Consider the following 16,473-nt stretch of genomic DNA (forward strand, 5'->3'; position numbering starts at 1 on the left):
ATAAGGAGCGGTAAGAATTATAATACATCCTCTATTTCACATCCGCAGGCAAAAGGACCTGCAAGCGGCATCATATCGCGCTTTCTTCCAAAGTAATCCCGGTCAAATACAATAGGAGTTCCGTCAGGTGCTTCAAATTTCTGTTCCGGCTCAAATGCCTCACCCAGCAGTTCTGTGCTTACAAACGGAGTCTCAAATTTTGGCAGGTAATCATACAGATTCGTCTCCAGACGGTATTCACCGCCTTCCTCTTTTAATTCCAGCGTGATTTTGTGTTCCTCATCCACTTTATAATTTTCCTCTGCATCACACGGTTTGGCGCCGTTAAAGTATACATTGCCTCCGGTGTAGATGGGAAGATGGTCATAATAGATGTCTTTGTTGTCATGGTCCACAGCAGTCTCTGCGTTGAAGCGTCCAAAGTACGTCTCTGCCGTGGGATATCCGTCGTACGGTTTTGTTCCGCAGATAAACTGGTATTTATCCATGGTGCCCATGCCCTCAGATTCCGCATAGGCAGCCAGGTCCCGGCGGATTTCCTTCTGCACGAATATATTGTTGTAGAAACGTGCATCACCGTGAAGGATCGTCATAAATCCGGCAACCTCTGTGCGGTGCGGTACGTGATATGGCGTATACCTCGGGGATGGCAGATATTGTCCGCCGTTATCTACACCGGCGCCTACCCAGGTAAAGGAACCTGCGATCAGGTTGTGTACAAGAGCGGTGCCCTGTGTGCTGATGCGGCATGCGCAGTCGGACAGAAGCAGATTGTTGTCAACCAGTGTGGGACCGTGGGAAACCTCGATAAAAATGTCCTCAGCCAGAGCCAGACCATTGGCAATCTCTGTTCCTTTTGGCGGAACATTGTCGTGGAACAGATTCTGTGTGACACGAGTCCCCTGTGCCTGCCAATCCAGCCACAGGCCGCGGGTGCAGTGGTGGAAATGGTTGCGGCGGATGATCACGTCAATGGCAGCATGCATTTTGATACCGCCGATCTCTGCGCCTGCCAGGTCCTGTTTGTTGTTGATATGGTGAATGTGGTTGTCCTCGATCACAGAGAACACGCCGCCTAAATGTCCTACAATACCGGTCTGTCCGCAGTCGTGGATGTTGCAGCGGCGGACAATGTGGGAACCGATGTTCTCTTTTGTCCATCCCTCAATCTGTGCCTGGCAGATGGCGTCACGTTCTGTCTGGGTTCCGTCTTTATAGAATCTGGTGGTCCACTTGTTTTCATTGTTCGGCTGCAGATATTTTCCCAGGGAGATACCGGAGCATTTGGAATCGGAAACCTCACAGTCCTCAATGATCCAGCCCTTTGACCAGTGGGGGCCGATCATGCCTTCCTGGTAAGCAGTGGGCGGTGCCCATGTGGTAGCTGCCTGTTTTACCGTGAAGCCTGACAGCGTGATATAATTAACGCCTGTCTTATCCGGGTAGAAGCAGTTGCGCCGCACATTGATCTCCACATTTTCCTCGTTGGGGTCAGCACCCTGGAAGTTGGCGTAGATGACAGTGAAGCCGTCTTCCTGTTTTGTGTACCATTTGTAGAGGGTAAAATCCGGGTCCCAGGAACCTTTGTAAATGGATGGGTTTGTGACATCCTCCAGTGAAAATGCCTCATACATGGATTTGCCGTTTATGTATACCTCACCGGTATGCACCGGTTCCGGAGCACGGTACCAGTCACCTGCAATGACTGTGGTGTAGGGGTTATAGCAGCCGAAGATACCGTTGGGAATACGGGCTGTCCAGACATTGCCCTGATACTGTGTCCAGTTTTTTACAGGTTCTGCGCCGGTAATGACAGCGGCCAGCGGCTCCTCTGAGCGGTAGACAATACGATTGTTTTCGTCTGTACCGCCGTTTTTCGGATTTACATATTCCCGGTAAATACCCGGAGCTACCAGGACTTCGTCTCCTGCGCGGGCGGCAGCGGCTGCCTCACTGATGGTCTGAAACGGTTTTTCCTTAGTACCGCATCCGTTTCTGGGAGCATTTGCGGCTACATAATAAATCATAGATGTTATCCTCCTTTGGCTGTTTGAAACTAGTTACTATTCACAGTCCTGCAAAAAGCGCAGTTCTGGGAACAGTAACTTTTCTATTGACCTTCCCGGTCTTGTGATAATATAATTATACTGTGGATTTAGGGATATATAAATAATCATACTGCCTGAAAATATAAGAATCCTGCCATATACGGAGGTCGCTATGGTACAATTCAGAAAATTGGATATGGACGGAAGAAAAAAGGAAAAAATCGTTTATCAGAACCAGATGCTTCACTATGGCTTATATGTGCCGAGACCGGAGGCGTATTTCTTCGGGGATATTCCGTGGCACTGGCATGATGAATTTGAGTTCGGACATATTTTGGGCGGAAGTATGCAGTATAAGACCAATCATCATGAATTCATACTGCATGAGGGGGACGGAATATTTGTCAATTCCGGGGTTCTGCATTATCTGCATCCTCTGGAGCCTGTGGAGGAGGTAAGGCTGCAGTCACAGTTCTTTGACCGTTCTTTTCTGGCAGGCGCATCGGGAAGTATTCTGGATATCAAATATATTGTTCCTGTGCTGGAACAGAAACAACTGGACGCAGTGCCCCTTTACTGTTCCGATGCGGGAAGCGCGGAGTTTCTGGAAAAAATGAGGGAAGGGGCAGAACTGAGCAGCAAGGGGGAGCCATTTTTTGAGCTTCGCCTGCGGAATCTTTTCTCAAAGCTCTGGGAGATGGTGTATTCCTGGGCTATGGATGAGAAGAAAAGCGGGACAGGTTTCAACGCCCTGGAGGATGAACGGATCAAACAGATGCTGTCCTATATTCAGGAACATTACAGTGAGAAGATCACGGTGCAGGATATTGCATCCAGTATACATATCAGTGAGCGGGAGTGCTACCGTCTGTTTCAGACGAGTCTTGGGGAGACACCTGTGGAGTTCATGATCTCCCTGCGTCTGCAGAAGGCACAGGAGCTGCTGCGTTATACGGATAAAAGTGTTCTGGAGGTGGCTGTGGAGACCGGATTCGGGACCAGCAGCTATTTTGGAAAAATATTTAAACAATATCATCATATTACACCGAAACAGTATAAGAAGCTTAATTTTGACAGGAAAGAACATCCCGAAAAGGAGACCTGAAACGTGTGCGGCTGTCTGCGGAAACGCAAACAGCCGCACACGTTGCTTTACGCCGGAAGTTCTCCGTCTGCGGGCATCCGCCTTATTTCTTTCCGGACCAGAAGAACTGCCAGGATACCGGCAGCTGCGTCCGCAATAGGACCGGCATACATGACTCCGTCAATTCCCATAAAGAGGGGGAAGATCAGGATCATGGGGATCAGGAACAGAATCTGTCTTGTCATGGAAAGCACAATACCGCGGGTGGCTTTGCCGATGGAAGTGAAAAAGTTAGCGGTCACCGGCTGCAGGCCGTTCAGGAAGGTACAGAACATAAAAATGCGGAAATACTTCTGGGCAAACTGATAATAAAGCTTGTCTCCGGAACCGAAAAGGCTGACGATCTGCCTGGGGAAGATCTGGAAACATATAAATGCAGTCACAGCCAGAATAGTTGCTGTTCCGGCTGCGCACAGATACGTCTTTTTCACCCGGGAATAGTTTTTGGCGCCGTAATTAAATCCCACGATTGGCTGTGAACCCTGGGCGATCCCGATGACAATGGACAGGAACACCATATTCACCTTGGCTACGATCCCTACCACCGCAAGGGGAATGTCGCTTCCGTAGACGGAGTGGGAACCATAGTGGCGAAGCACATTGTTCATGGTTATCTGGACCACGGTAAGGGCCAGCTGATTGAAGCAGGAGGCCATTCCGAGGGATGCGATAGCTTTGATACAGTGAGACCGGGGAATGAGATTTTTAAGCTTCAGCTCCACGGTTTTATACCGGGGCAGATAGAAGAGGACTAAACAGGCGGAGAATACCTGGCCGGTCACCGTTGCCCATGCAGCTCCGGCAATACCCCAGCCGAAGGTAAAAATGAACAGGGGGTCCAGCACAGTATTGATCAGAGCACCGGAGACCATGGATATCATGGAATAGGTAGGACTGCCGTCCGCCCGGATCAGATGGTTGCCGCCTGTTGTCAGCATAAAAAACGGAATGCCCCAGGTGGTGATCCCCACATAGGTCATGGAATAGGGCAGAACCTTGGGGGTAGCGCCGAAGGCCAGGATCAGCGGCTTCAGGAACAGGCGGATCAAAATGACCAGGATGAGGCCGCACAGGATGAGGCTGCCGAATCCTGTGCCTGCAATATGCTTTGCCTTTTCTTCATGTTTACGCCCAAGTTCCAGATTAAAATTGGAGGCGCCTCCGATTCCTATGAGGAGAGCGATAGCTGTAGTTATGGTGGTAATGGGAAAAGCCACGTTTGTCGCGGCATTTCCGTACATGCCCACGCCCTGCCCGATGAAAATCTGGTCCACGATATTATACAGCGCGTTGACCAGCATGCTGATGATAGCCGGTACCGCGAATTTGGGCAGTAATTTACCGATGGGGCTGAAGCCCAGAGGGTTTTCTTTTATCTGTTGCGTATTCTCCATATGAGTTCTCCATCCTTTCTGATTTTATTTTAAGCCATCTGAAGAAGAAATCCAATACAAAAATTTGATGAATCTGAAAAAAAGAGAAAATAGTATTGACAGACAGGATAATACTTTGTATATTATATATGAACATATGAATATGTATTCATATGAAAACAAGATGAACGGAAAAGGAGAAAGTAAATATGAGAAAAACATTTAAACTGGTAGATTTAGACTGTGCACACTGTGCTGCAAAAATTGAGGACTCTGTAAGGAAGATGGAAGGTGTAACCGGAGTAGAAGTGAACTTTCTGAGTCAGAAGATGGTTCTGGAGGCATCTGAGGAGTACTTTTCTGAGATTGCGGACAAAGTGGTGAAACGGATTCGGAAAATTGAGCCGGATGTCACAGTGAAAAAAATTTAAGATCATTGCGGCAGGGGGAACTGCCTGCCGCCGCAATTTATGAAAGGAAGAGAATTATGACAAAAAAACAGAAAAAACAATTATACCGCATACTCACATCCATTCTCATTTTTCTGCCGGTCTTGTGGCTGCCTCTGAATGAAACAGGAAAATTCATAGGATTTCTTGTCTGTTATGCCGTGATCGGGTGGGATATTATCTGGAAAGCTGTCACCAACATTCTGCATGGTCAGGTATTCGATGAAAATTTTCTGATGACCGTTGCCACTGTGGGAGCCATGTGTCTGGGTGACTATAAAGAAGGTGTGGCAGTCATGCTGTTTTATCAGGTGGGAGAACTGTTTCAGTCCTATGCTGTCAGCAAATCACGCCGTTCCATTGCAGGACTGATGGATATACGCCCGGACTATGCCAACGTTGTGAGGGATGGAAAAGAGACCAGGGCGGAACCGGATGAAGTTCTTGTTGGAGATGTGATTCTGGTCAAACCGGGAGAACGCATACCCCTTGACGGAATCGTTCTGGAGGGCAGATCCACTCTGGACACCTCTGCACTGACAGGGGAATCCATGCCAAGGGAAACCGGGGCAGGGGCGGAGGTCATCAGCGGATGCATTAATCAGACAGGAACCCTGAGAATCCGCGTATCCAGGCCCTACGGGGAATCCACAGTTTCTAAAATATTGGATCTGGTGGAGAACGCCAGCAGCAAAAAATCAAAGTCCGAGGCATTTATCACACGTTTTGCCAGATACTACACACCCTCGGTTGTGGCAGCAGCAGCACTGCTTGCCATATTGCCGCCTCTTATTACCGGGCAGGCGTTTGCCCCCTGGATACACAGGGCGCTGACATTCCTGGTGATCTCCTGCCCGTGTGCGCTCGTAATCTCTGTTCCGCTGAGTTTCTTCGGCGGCATCGGCGGAGCTTCAAAGTGCGGTGTGCTGATCAAGGGAAGCAATTACCTGGAGGCACTGGCAAAAGCAGAGACTGTTGTGTTTGACAAGACAGGTACTCTGACGAAAGGGTCCTTTGCAGTGACGCGATGCTATCCCCGGGGAATCACCGGTGAAAGATTACTGGAACTGGCAGCCTGTGCAGAAAAAGACTCCAATCACCCCATTTCCAGGTCTATTGTGAGGGCATACAGAAAGAATACCGAACAGTTTACAGTTTCTGATGTACAGGAGATCCCGGGACACGGTATCTCTGTCACTCTGAATGGAAAAAATGTACTGGCAGGAAATGCAAAGCTGATGAAAAGTAGAAAAATCACGTTTCAGCCAGTGAAAGAAGCAGGTACCGTTGTCTACGTGGCGGAAGACGGGAAATACCGCGGTGCTGTCCTGATCGAGGATGAGATCAAGGAGGACGCAGCCTTTGCTGTCAGCGAACTGAAAAAAGCAGGGGTGCAGAAAACGGTTATGCTCACCGGAGACACAAAGGCAGTGGGCGAAAAGGTAGCAGGGAAATTAGGGCTTGATCTGGTCTATACAGAACTGCTTCCCGCGGATAAAGTGGCACACATGGAAGAACTGCTGGCCAGGACAAGTGAAAAAGGCAGGCTGGCTTTTGTGGGAGACGGGATCAATGATGCGCCGGTGCTCGCAAGAGCAGATATAGGAATCGCTATGGGTGGACTTGGTTCCGATGCGGCAATTGAGGCGGCAGACATTGTCATCATGACAGATGAACCGTCAAAGATAGCGGCAGCTATGCGGATTTCCAGAAAGACACTGGCAATCGTGCGCCAGAATATAGTTTTTGCTCTGGGAGTGAAGGCCTTTGTTCTGCTTCTGGGAGCACTTGGAATTGCATCTATGTGGGCAGCAGTCTTTGCAGATGTGGGTGTTGCTGTCATTGCCATATTAAATGCAGTCCGCGCGCTCCGAGTGCCGAAGGAGGAGAAGGTGTTGAGAAAAGAAAATTTCCGGGAGGCGCCGGCAGGGTGAATTTTACTAAATTGAACCGCTTATTTTCGGCAATTATTTACGAAATCCATTCACTGTGGTAGAATTATTCTATAATTGTATTGACAGAAAAAGAAAAAAGAATATAATGAACTTATCACTTGTCCTACAAGTTGAGACGAAGGGAAGATATATGAAAATAAAACGTGTCAATGTAACCAGCCAGGTGGTGGATTATCTGAAGAAGAATATTGAATCCGGAAACTGGACAGTTGGTGAGAAGATACCGTCAGAAAACCAGATGACAGAGGAGCTGGGCGTGAGCCGTTCCAGTATCAGAACGGCGCTGCAGTATCTGATTGGCCTTGGTGTCCTGGAAAGTGTGCATGGCAAAGGGACTTATCTGATCAACAGCCGTGTGGAGAACTGGGATGAGACGGAGAACAAGATCACATCCGAGGACTGCAGGGATATTGAAAAGGTATTGGAATTCAGAAAAATACTGGAACCAGATGCCTGCAGACTGGCAGTGGAAAAATGTACGCCCAAGATCATCACTGCTCTGGAGACATATCTGGAGCAAATGCAGATGTTCCAGGGAAATCGGGAAAAGTTTGTAAATGCAGACCTGAAATTCCACGAAGTTATCTGCCGTTCTACAGGCAACGCCCTGCTGGAAAAAAGCCTGCACAAGGTTTTCCAGGAGACCAGGCAGAATCATGAACAGATGAATGAACTGTTTGGCTATGATTCAGGGATCCATTACCATGCGCAGATTCTGGATGCATTTAAGAATGGCGATGCGGATGCAGCTCATGATATTATGTATGAACATCTGGACGCAGCTATGAAAAAGCTGTGAATCAGATTCTTACAGAACTGCCTGTTTCCCGTGGGAACGGGCAGTTATATGGAAAATGACAATGTTTTTATATTCTAACTTGTATGATGAGTAACAAGTAATAGGAGGAGAGAGATGTCAGTTAAAATTCAGGACATACGGGTCATATGTACAGCGCCGGAGGGCATTAACCTTGTCGTAGTCAAAGTGGAGACAAATCAGCCGGGATTGTACGGCCTGGGCTGTGCTACATTTGCTTACCGCCATCTGACGGTAAAGCATCTGATCGAGGAATATTTAAAACCGCTTCTTGTGGGGCGGGACGCTGAGAATATTGAGGAATTATGGCAGCTTATGCACCAGAACGGCTACTGGAGAAATGGCCCTATTGAAAATAATGCGATTTCCGGCATTGATATGGCGTTGTGGGATATCAAAGGCAAGATGGCAGATATGCCGGTGTATCAGCTGTTCGGAGGAAAAGTAAGGGAAGGGATTCCGGTATACCGCCATGTGGACGGAAAAGATATCGGGGAAATCTGTGAAAATATTCAAAGATTCCAGGAGATGGGAATTACGCATCTGCGCTGCCAGTGCGGCGGCTACGGCGGGGCACCTTACGGACAGACACCTGAGACAGCGCCGGAAGGGGCACATGATGGGATGTATCTGGACTCCAGGAAGTATATTCGTGACACAGTAAAACTTTTTGGAGAAATCCGTGACAGAATCGGATATGATATGGAATTGGTACATGATGTACATGAGCGCATCGCTCCTGTGGAAGCTATCAAACTGGCAAAGGAGCTGGAACCCTTTGATCTGTTTTTCCTGGAGGACCCGGTTCCGCTGGAGCAGACAAACTGGCTGAGAAACTTGCGGGAACAGACCAGCATCCCCATTGCCCAGGGAGAGCTTTTCAACAATCCTAAAGAGTGGAAAACTCTCATAGCAGAGCAGCTGATTGATTTTATCCGTGTACATATCAGTCAGATAGGAGGCATCACACCAGCCAGAAAACTTCAGATTTTCGCGGAGCAGTTTGGTGTGCGCACCGCATGGCATGGGCCGGGTGATATGTCACCCCTGGCTCACGCGGCAAATATCCATATTGATCTGGCGGCACCTAATTTCGGAGTGCAGGAGTGGTCAGGAATCGAACCGCCTAATTTTGTGATACAGGATCTGAAGGGGCCGCATGGCGCGCTGCTGGAAGTCTTTCAAGGTCTTCCCGAATTTCGCAGGGGTTATGTGTATGCCAATGATAAACCGGGTCTGGGTGTGGATATTGATGAGAAGGAAGCAGCAAAATATCCGTGTGAAAAGACAGTCACCACATGGACGCAGACGAGATTGAGAGACGGTTCTCTGCAGACACCGTAAAGGGAGGGTAACATGAAGGTAAGAAAACTGGCAGCATTGTCCATAGCGGGAATACTCGCAGCACTGGCTATGGCGGGATGCGGCAAAGACAGCAGTATTTATGATGAAAACGGAAAAGTGAGCCTGAGAATGGCACAGACATCAGCAGCAGACGGAGCCATTGGAATCTCCATGGAGGAGTTTGCCGAGAATGTAAAAGAAAAATCAGAGGGCAGAATTGAGATATCTGTTTTCCACAACGGACAGCTCGGCTCAGAGAGAGATAATATCGAGGCATGTGAACTGGGCAATCTGGATATAGCAGTGGTAAATCAAAGTGTGCTGGCGAATTTCATTCCTGAGATCGCAGCGTTTGACCTGCCCTATGTGATCGAGGGTACAGAGCATGCGGATAAGGTGTTTATGGGAGAAATCGGACAGGACTTTCTCAAAAGACTGGATAAGGTGGAGCTGAAAGGATTAGGAATCTGGGAATCCGGGTTCCGTAATCTGACCAATTCCAAGAAAGAGATCAACAGTGCCGAGGATGTGAAGGGACTGAGAATCCGTGTTATGGAAAATGAAATCCATCAGAAGCTCTGGAAAGCGCTGGGGGCGGATCCGGTACCCATGGCCTGGAGTGAGGCATATACCGCAATGCAGCAGGGCGCCATTGACGGACAGGAAAATCCTGCTACGGTCATCGACAAAAATAATGTGGTGGAAGTAAATAAGCATATGGCCATTACAGAACATGTGTATTCCACGGTGTATGTTCTGATGGCGCCCAAAACATGGAATTCCCTCACAGATGAGGACCAGCAGGTCATTGCGGAGTGTATGGAGGAAGCCAACCTTGCGGAGCGGGAACTGAGCCGGAAGATGGATGCGGAGGCTGTTTCCACACTGGAGGAACAGGGAATGAAGGTGACTTATCCGGATAAGACAGAATTGATTGCAGAGACACAGAGTGTCAGGGATACTTACGGTGCAGACTACAAAGAGACTCTTGACAGGATAGCTGCAGCAAAATAGCAAAGGAGAAGGAAGATGGAGAAAGCAAAGCAGGTTTTTAGCAGGCTGCAGAGTGCTGTGAATGCATTGACTGCGGTTATACTGGTGGCAATTATGGTGATCATACTGGTGCAGACTTTTACCAGATACGTTATTTTTTACAGCATACCCTGGTCTGAGGAGGCATCCAGGTATCTGTTCGTGGCAATGATCCTTCTGGGAATCAATATGGGTATATCCCAGAATCTCATGGTACGCATTGACATTATAGATAATTTTCTGCCGTCCGGAGTGAAAAAGGCCTTTGAGATAGGAAGGCAGGTTCTGGCACTGGCTATATCCGCTGTGTTTTTTTACAGCACTTTTGGTATGCTGCGCATTGGAGGATACCAGTTGAGTCCGGCCATGAGGATTCCCATGAATGTTATGTACGGAATCCTGTGTCTCGGATTTGGACTTGCAGTGATTTCCGTAATCTTTAAACTGCAGGAAACCGTAACAATGAAAACAACCGAAGAGAAAGGGGGAAATAACTGATGTCAGCTTCCGCAGCAGCTTTGATCGTTGTACTGATCGTTCTCATGCTTCTCGGCCTGCCGATTACCTGGGCCCTGGGAGGTGCATGCATCTGTGCTATATTTTTAGACCCGGCATTATCACTGGCCATGATCACCCAGAAGATTTTTACGGGGTGTGATAACTTTTCCATGCTGGCTCTGCCCGCATTCTTTCTGGCAGGTGATATCATGTCAAAGGGCGGTCTTTCCAAAAGGCTGGTGGCCTTTGCAGATTCCTTTGTAGGCTGGATCTCAGGAGGAATTTCACTTGTATCTATTGTGGCGTGTACTTTTTTTGCGGCAATTTCCGGCTCCTCTGTTGCGACAACAGCGGCTATCGGCGGTCTGATGTACCCGGAAATGGTAAAAAGAGGATATCCCAAGGATTATGCGGCAGCCGTACAGGCAATTGGCGGAACACTGGGAATCGTCATTCCGCCGTCCACAGTATTTGTTATTTATGGTAATATTACCGGTGTATCTGTGGCAAAACTGCTGATGGCAGGTGTTCTGCCGGGTATCCTGTGCGGAATCCTGCTCTGTGTATATGCCTTTTATAAAGCAAAAAAATGTAATTTTCCAAAAGAGGCGGGATTTTCCTTCAGGAGATTTCTTCTTTCCTTCAAGGATGCAATCTGGGCATTGATCATGCCCATCGTGATCCTGGGCGGCATTTACGCAGGTATTTTTACTCCGACGGAATCCGCAGTGGTTGCAGTGTTCTACGGATTTCTGGTGTGCATTGCTATCTACAGGGAGATCAGCGGAAAAGATGTCTGGGAGATTCTGAAAGGAACTGCTGTCAGCACTGCAAACCTAATGTTCCTGGTTGTTACGGCACAGATGTTCGGATATCTGATCACTTATTATAAGATTCCGGTTGCGGTCACCAATGCATTCATGGCAGTGGCAAGTAATAAATATGTGTTCCTGGCACTGATCATTGTGCTGCTTCTTATCTGCGGTATGTTTCTGGAGGTGGGCGCCACCAATTTGATCCTCGGTCCGATTCTGGCACCGATCGCAGTGGCATTCGGCGTGGACCCGGTTCATTTTGGTATGCTGTTCGTATTTCTGTTGGCACTTGGCCAGGCGACACCGCCATTTGGGACGACTATGTTTGTGGCCTGTGGATTTTCGGAGCAGCCGGTCAGCAAAGTGGCAAAGAATCTGATTCCTTTTGTGGCGGTGGAAGTAGTTTGTGCAATTATTTTTGCCTATGTTCCGGCACTCTCCACGCTGCTGCCGAATCTGGTTTCCTGACAGAGAGATGATACTGAATTTTAATTAAGAATATGAAATACTGCCCGGAATTCATTTCGGGCAGGGGGATTACCCGGAAAGGAAAGAAAAATGAAGAATACAATGAAGGAAGTAGTGGTTGTAAGGCCGCATCAGGTAGAAGTGCGTGAAGTCCCGGTTCCCGTTCCCGGTGATGATGAGGTTTTGATTCAGATGAAGGCAGCAGGCGTATGCGGAAGTGACCATCACATTTATCACGGCGCAAATCCCTGTTCTACATATCCTCGTATCCCGGGCCATGAAAATGCGGGGATTGTTGTGAAGGCAGGAAAAAATGCAGCAAATGTAAAAGAAGGAGACCATGTGATCGTAGACCTGATCCACACATGCGGAGAATGTTATCAGTGCAGGATCGGCAGAAAAAATGTATGTGAAAAGGTAATGGTCAGAGGCTCCGGGATGGACGGCGGCTGGAGAGAATATTTTACGGCACCGGCAAATGAAGTTTATAAGATTGATGACAGCGTGTCATGGGAGGACGCGGCTCTTGTGGAACCCTACGCTATCGGTGCGCACTGTACAGCCAGAGGACGTGTAGTACCGGAAGATACTGTCCTGATTCTGGGAACAGGAACCATCGGTGCCATAATCCTGCAGACCTGTAAAGCAAAGGGGTGCAAAACAGTGATCTGCTGTGACATCAGCGACAGCTCCCTGGAACGTGCAAAGGGATATGGCGCAGATTATGTGATCAATACAAAGAAAGAAAATCTGGCGGAAGCAGTCCAGAACATCACAGACGGCCATGGAGTCACCATCGCGTTTGATTCAGCCTGCTTTCCCGGTTCCCTCACAATGATCATGCAGCCGGGGATCGTCTGCAACGCAGGGCGTGTGGTCCCGCTGGGATTTTGTACGAAACCGGAGGAGATCACACAGGCCATGATCAATCAAAGGGAACTGGACATTATAGGAACCAGGATGTCCTGTTATAAATTTGAACCGACCATTGCGTGCATGGAGAAGAAGCAGTTTAACACAGAAGGAATCGCTACTACATTTATAAAATTCAGTGAGATTGAAAAAGTATTTCATTATATGGATAATCCGGAACCGTCGGTAAAGAAAATGGTAATTATGTTTTAGCTACAGCATACATTCAGGTTTTTGAAAGGAGGGCAGGATCCGGTATCCTGCAGCACAGACATGAAGGGAAATGAATTATTTAACATAGAAGGAAAAAAAGCAATCGTGACAGGCGGAACAAGAGGTCTTGGATACGGAATGGCAGAAGGCCTTATGGAGGCCGGCTGTGAGGTGGTCATTGTGGGAACATCCCATAAGGTCCATGAAACAGCGAAACAGTTTCAGGAAAGAGGCTACAAGTGTCATGGCGTAAAAGCCAATCTGGCAGTGCGTGAGGAAGTGTACCGCTGTTTTCAGGAATGTGTGGAAAAGCTGGGAAATGATCTGGACATTCTTGTGACTGCCCATGGCATTCAGAGGCGCCACAGCGCGGAAGTGTTCCCTGTTGAGGAATGGGATGAGGTCCTGAATGTGAATCTGAATTCCGTATTTATCCTCTGCCAGGAGGCAGCTAAAATCATGCTGGAAAAAGGATATGGGAAGATCATCAATATTGCCTCCATGGTATCCTGGTTTGGAGGACAGACCGTTCCTGCCTATACAGCGGCAAAAGGCGGAGTGACACAGCTTACAAAGGAACTGAGTAATGACTGGATCGCAAGAGGAATTAACGTAAACGCCATTGCACCGGGATATATGGCAACAGAGATGAATGCTGCCCTTCTGGACAAGGAAAATCCCAGATATCAGCAGATTACAGACAGGATTCCTGCAAACCGCTGGGGAACAGGGGATGATATGAAAGGAGCCTGTATTTTCCTGGCCTCCCATGCCAGTGATTATCTGGGCGGAGCCATTATTCCCGTAGACGGAGGATATCTTGTAAAATAAAATACAGGAGAAGTATGCTGTGATGTCAGGGGGGGTGAGCAAAAGGATGAACGGCTGTATTACATTGTCCTGATAAATTTTCTGATAAGGAAGAATGTCTTGTTTTAAAGAAAAATAGGGGATACAATAGAAGATGAAAACTTATATCAGAAAGCATGTGTATCAGGAGGTGAAAAATATGGCAGTTTTAGACGGATGTGAAAGCAAATACAGAACCCCGGTATCGGAAGACCGGATATGTCCAAAATGCGGTGAGGAAGTGGAAGTTTTTACTGTAAGAGGCAGAGTTGTGGAGGAGACCAGTTGTTCCTGCGGATATGTATTTCAGGCGGAGGAAGTGGAACCTCTGAAGACGGAAAAAGAAGAGAAGTAATAGAAAGTTTAGAAGTACCCGGAAGCGGCAGACAGAATAAATGCGGCTTCCGGGTATTTTTATAAAGGAAAATTATTTCCGGCATAACAAAATTTCTGTTTCCGCATACTCTATTATAAGGAGTCATCAGGGGATGTTATGTGGGAAACAGTATGGAAAAGAGCAGTTCTTTGCAGCAGGAAAATGTACATAGGATTGCGTTGACTAAGGAGCAGCAGAAGAATTTCAGCAGGCAGCTGAAGCGGGGAATCTGCAGGGAACTCCATGCGCAGAGTCTGCTGACAGATGAGCAGCTCGGCATATTGCTGAATGAGCTGGAAGAATGAGAGTATATGGCTGTTGGAATATGTTTCCGGCGGCCTTATATTTTTATTTCCTGTTTTGGCGTATAAGTCCGGCATACAGGAATTTTAATATAGAAGTTGGAGGCTTTACAGGTGGGAAATAAAGTGAGGGCGGCTGCGTACGGAAGAGTATCGACGGAGAAGGATGATCAGGCAAATTCCCTTAAAAGCCAGCGAAAATATTTTTCCGATTACATCAGTCAGCATGAGGACTGGGAGCTGACAGGTATTTATTATGATGAGGGAATCAGCGGAACCCAGACTGCAAAACGAAAAGGGTTCAATCAAATGATCCAGGATGCCATGGCAGGCAGGATAGATTTGATCCTCACAAAAGAAGTGTCCAGGTTTGCCAGAAATACGGTGGATACCCTGTCTTTTGTCAGAAAGTTGAAGGCAAAAGGCGTCCGGGTTATTTTTACGATAGATAATATTGATACAATGGACGGAGATGGGGAACTGCGTCTGTCCATCATGGCTACCCTTGCCCAGGATGAAAGCAGGAAGACTTCCGAACGTGTAAAGTGGGGACAGAAACGCAGAATGGAGCAGGGTGTGGTATTCGGAAGGGACCTTCTCGGATATACGGTGAAGCAGGGCAGGATGTTTGTGAATGAGGAGGAGGCAGAGATTGTCAGAAGCATATTTCATAAATATACAAATGAGCAAAAAGGTACCCATATCATTGCAAGGGAACTGCAGGAAGAAGGAATACAGCCGAAACGGGGCACTATGTGGTCAAATACTATGATCCTGAAAGTATTGAAAAATGAAAAATACGCAGGTGACTTGTGTCAGAAAAAGACGATCACTCCGGATTACCTGTCCCACAGGAAAAAGAAGAATGAGGGTGAGGAGGAAATGGTTTACCTGAAAAACCATCATACCCCTATAATTGACAGAGTGCTGTGGGAAAGAACCCAGAAGGAGCTGGAAAGAAGGTCTTTATCCTATCACAAGGCTTCAAAGTGCAGCCGTTATTGGTGCAGTGGAATGGTGAAGTGTGGTGAATGCGGGGCCGGCTTTGTGGTCCGCACAAAAAAACGAAGGGATGGAAGTATCTACAGGGCATGGAGATGTTATCATCATGCGAACTATGGAAAGAGGAAGGAAGTTGGGGAAGGGGCAGAATACGGATGTGACAACACTGCGGTCAGTGATCTGGCGCTGCGCACCTGTGTGCGTTATGCAGTAAAACAGGTGGACTTTGACTGGGATGCCGTGGAAACAGAAATTCTCTGGCGCATTAAAAATTTGAGGCAGGCAGATACATATGCAGAGGATACTGCCGTGATTGAGAAAAAAATAGAGGAAATCCAGACAAAAAAGAAAAAATGTGTTGATCTGGCTTTGGAGGGGATTTTAAGTGCCGATGAACTGACAGAGCAGAAGGAATGGTATGACGGGCAGAAGGAGAGACTGGAGAGAAAACTTCTGAGAGCCAGAAAGGAAGAAGAGACAGAGAAGAAGAGAAGGTCCTGCTTTGAGAGATATGTGGGGGCGGTTGATAAGATATTGCATTTTAATGTGGAGGAAGAGTCTCTTTACCGGGAATTAGTGGATGAGATTATTGTATATCCCGGTCAGATCGTGTGTGTATGGCTGAAATACATACCGTTTGGGATACAGATGAGGATTCATAGCTGTGGAAGACGTGACCGTTATCAAACGGAAATTTTAGAGTCGGTTTTGGTGGGGAAGTGAGAGCAGGGATATGAGAAGATGAGGACAGAAAACGGAGGGGGTAATAGCGGTTACGATATACCTATATCATTCAGGGTACCCATGGCAATGCGGTTCGGCATGGCAAAACGCTGTGACAGGTAACGCATGGAAGCGGCGATTTCGCCATCCGGT

At 47.7% G+C, this 16,473-nt stretch carries 15 protein-coding genes and 1 pseudogene; 13 read left to right on the forward strand and 3 right to left on the reverse strand.

The window, feature by feature from the left end; all coding sequences use genetic code 11:
- Positions 1-17 precede the first annotated feature (17 nt).
- Complete coding sequence (locus tag V8Q34_RS22745) at positions 18-2,027, reverse strand: right-handed parallel beta-helix repeat-containing protein (protein WP_227210575.1); 2,010 nt, start codon at positions 2,025-2,027, stop codon at positions 18-20.
- A gap of 193 nt (positions 2,028-2,220) precedes the next feature.
- Here V8Q34_RS22745 and V8Q34_RS22750 point away from each other — a divergent pair, with 193 nt between their 5' ends.
- Positions 2,221-3,153, forward strand: coding sequence for an AraC family transcriptional regulator (locus tag V8Q34_RS22750; RefSeq protein ID WP_335836403.1), 933 nt, complete (start codon positions 2,221-2,223; stop codon positions 3,151-3,153).
- 47 nt (positions 3,154-3,200) lie between these two features.
- Here V8Q34_RS22750 and V8Q34_RS22755 read toward each other — a convergent pair whose 3' ends face one another.
- Positions 3,201-4,586 (reverse strand): MATE family efflux transporter, encoded by a 1,386-nt coding sequence (locus tag V8Q34_RS22755; protein ID WP_054352312.1) that lies wholly within the window; start codon positions 4,584-4,586, stop codon positions 3,201-3,203.
- Positions 4,587-4,774: 188 nt separating this feature from the next.
- On the opposite strand from V8Q34_RS22755, the gene V8Q34_RS22760 reads away from it, so the two are divergent.
- The 12 genes from V8Q34_RS22760 to V8Q34_RS22815 all read left to right on the forward strand — a co-directional run bounded on the left by V8Q34_RS22760 (position 4,775) and on the right by V8Q34_RS22815 (position 16,320).
- Entirely contained in the window at positions 4,775-4,996 is a 222-nt protein-coding gene (locus V8Q34_RS22760) for a cation transporter (RefSeq protein ID WP_033142242.1), read from the forward strand.
- A 56-nt stretch (positions 4,997-5,052) separates the two neighbouring features.
- On the forward strand, positions 5,053-6,948 hold the full coding sequence (locus tag V8Q34_RS22765; RefSeq protein WP_335836404.1) for a heavy metal translocating P-type ATPase: 1,896 nt from the start codon (positions 5,053-5,055) through the stop codon (positions 6,946-6,948).
- A 151-nt stretch (positions 6,949-7,099) separates the two neighbouring features.
- Positions 7,100-7,768 carry a FadR/GntR family transcriptional regulator gene (locus tag V8Q34_RS22770; RefSeq protein WP_033142240.1) on the forward strand — a complete coding sequence of 223 codons (669 nt, stop codon included), beginning with the start codon at positions 7,100-7,102 and terminating at the stop codon, positions 7,766-7,768.
- Between the two features lie 114 nt (positions 7,769-7,882).
- Positions 7,883-9,130 (forward strand): enolase C-terminal domain-like protein, encoded by a 1,248-nt coding sequence (locus tag V8Q34_RS22775; RefSeq protein WP_033142239.1) that lies wholly within the window; start codon positions 7,883-7,885, stop codon positions 9,128-9,130.
- Between the two features lie 12 nt (positions 9,131-9,142).
- Positions 9,143-10,144 carry a TRAP transporter substrate-binding protein gene (locus V8Q34_RS22780; protein ID WP_033142238.1) on the forward strand — a complete coding sequence of 334 codons (1,002 nt, stop codon included), beginning with the start codon at positions 9,143-9,145 and terminating at the stop codon, positions 10,142-10,144.
- 15 nt (positions 10,145-10,159) lie between these two features.
- Positions 10,160-10,660 carry a TRAP transporter small permease gene (locus V8Q34_RS22785; protein ID WP_148393724.1) on the forward strand — a complete coding sequence of 167 codons (501 nt, stop codon included), beginning with the start codon at positions 10,160-10,162 and terminating at the stop codon, positions 10,658-10,660.
- Entirely contained in the window at positions 10,660-11,943 is a 1,284-nt protein-coding gene (locus V8Q34_RS22790) for a TRAP transporter large permease (RefSeq protein ID WP_033142236.1), read from the forward strand. Before V8Q34_RS22785 ends, V8Q34_RS22790 begins: the two co-directional genes overlap by 1 nt.
- A 90-nt stretch (positions 11,944-12,033) precedes the next feature.
- Positions 12,034-13,068 carry an alcohol dehydrogenase catalytic domain-containing protein gene (locus tag V8Q34_RS22795; RefSeq protein ID WP_244806324.1) on the forward strand — a complete coding sequence of 345 codons (1,035 nt, stop codon included), beginning with the start codon at positions 12,034-12,036 and terminating at the stop codon, positions 13,066-13,068.
- A gap of 60 nt (positions 13,069-13,128) precedes the next feature.
- Complete coding sequence (locus V8Q34_RS22800) at positions 13,129-13,899, forward strand: SDR family oxidoreductase (protein WP_103732174.1); 771 nt, start codon at positions 13,129-13,131, stop codon at positions 13,897-13,899.
- Between the two features lie 178 nt (positions 13,900-14,077).
- The gene (locus V8Q34_RS22805) at positions 14,078-14,272 is read left to right on the forward strand and encodes a hypothetical protein (RefSeq protein WP_033142252.1); all 195 of its coding nucleotides are present in this window, start codon (positions 14,078-14,080) and stop codon (positions 14,270-14,272) included.
- Positions 14,273-14,412: 140 nt separating this feature from the next.
- Positions 14,413-14,598, forward strand: a complete 186-nt coding sequence (locus tag V8Q34_RS22810; RefSeq protein WP_033142233.1) for a hypothetical protein — start codon at positions 14,413-14,415, stop codon at positions 14,596-14,598.
- Positions 14,599-14,709: 111 nt separating this feature from the next.
- On the forward strand, positions 14,710-16,320 hold the full coding sequence (locus tag V8Q34_RS22815; RefSeq protein WP_244806325.1) for a recombinase family protein: 1,611 nt from the start codon (positions 14,710-14,712) through the stop codon (positions 16,318-16,320).
- Between the two features lie 59 nt (positions 16,321-16,379).
- Here the strand turns inward: V8Q34_RS22815 and V8Q34_RS22820 are convergent.
- A pseudogene (locus tag V8Q34_RS22820) lies at positions 16,380-16,473 on the reverse strand (manganese catalase family protein); the annotation flags it as partial.

Origin of the sequence: Blautia sp. JLR.GB0024, from assembly GCF_037000545.1 — a bacterium.
GTDB lineage: Bacteria > Bacillota > Clostridia > Lachnospirales > Lachnospiraceae > Blautia > Blautia celeris.

Bases quoted from the DNA above. Each gene is read 5' to 3' on its own strand.
- V8Q34_RS22745 (WP_227210575.1), bottom strand. From the start codon at position 2,027: ATGATTTATTATGTAGCCGCAAATGCTCCCAGAAACGGATGCGGTACT.
- V8Q34_RS22750 (WP_335836403.1), top strand. From the start codon at position 2,221: ATGGTACAATTCAGAAAATTGGATATGGACGGAAGAAAAAAGGAAAAA.
- V8Q34_RS22755 (WP_054352312.1), bottom strand. From the start codon at position 4,586: ATGGAGAATACGCAACAGATAAAAGAAAACCCTCTGGGCTTCAGCCCC.
- V8Q34_RS22760 (WP_033142242.1), top strand. From the start codon at position 4,775: ATGAGAAAAACATTTAAACTGGTAGATTTAGACTGTGCACACTGTGCT.
- V8Q34_RS22765 (WP_335836404.1), top strand. From the start codon at position 5,053: ATGACAAAAAAACAGAAAAAACAATTATACCGCATACTCACATCCATT.
- V8Q34_RS22770 (WP_033142240.1), top strand. From the start codon at position 7,100: ATGAAAATAAAACGTGTCAATGTAACCAGCCAGGTGGTGGATTATCTG.
- V8Q34_RS22775 (WP_033142239.1), top strand. From the start codon at position 7,883: ATGTCAGTTAAAATTCAGGACATACGGGTCATATGTACAGCGCCGGAG.
- V8Q34_RS22780 (WP_033142238.1), top strand. From the start codon at position 9,143: ATGAAGGTAAGAAAACTGGCAGCATTGTCCATAGCGGGAATACTCGCA.
- V8Q34_RS22785 (WP_148393724.1), top strand. From the start codon at position 10,160: ATGGAGAAAGCAAAGCAGGTTTTTAGCAGGCTGCAGAGTGCTGTGAAT.
- V8Q34_RS22790 (WP_033142236.1), top strand. From the start codon at position 10,660: ATGTCAGCTTCCGCAGCAGCTTTGATCGTTGTACTGATCGTTCTCATG.
- V8Q34_RS22795 (WP_244806324.1), top strand. From the start codon at position 12,034: ATGAAGAATACAATGAAGGAAGTAGTGGTTGTAAGGCCGCATCAGGTA.
- V8Q34_RS22800 (WP_103732174.1), top strand. From the start codon at position 13,129: ATGAAGGGAAATGAATTATTTAACATAGAAGGAAAAAAAGCAATCGTG.
- V8Q34_RS22805 (WP_033142252.1), top strand. From the start codon at position 14,078: ATGGCAGTTTTAGACGGATGTGAAAGCAAATACAGAACCCCGGTATCG.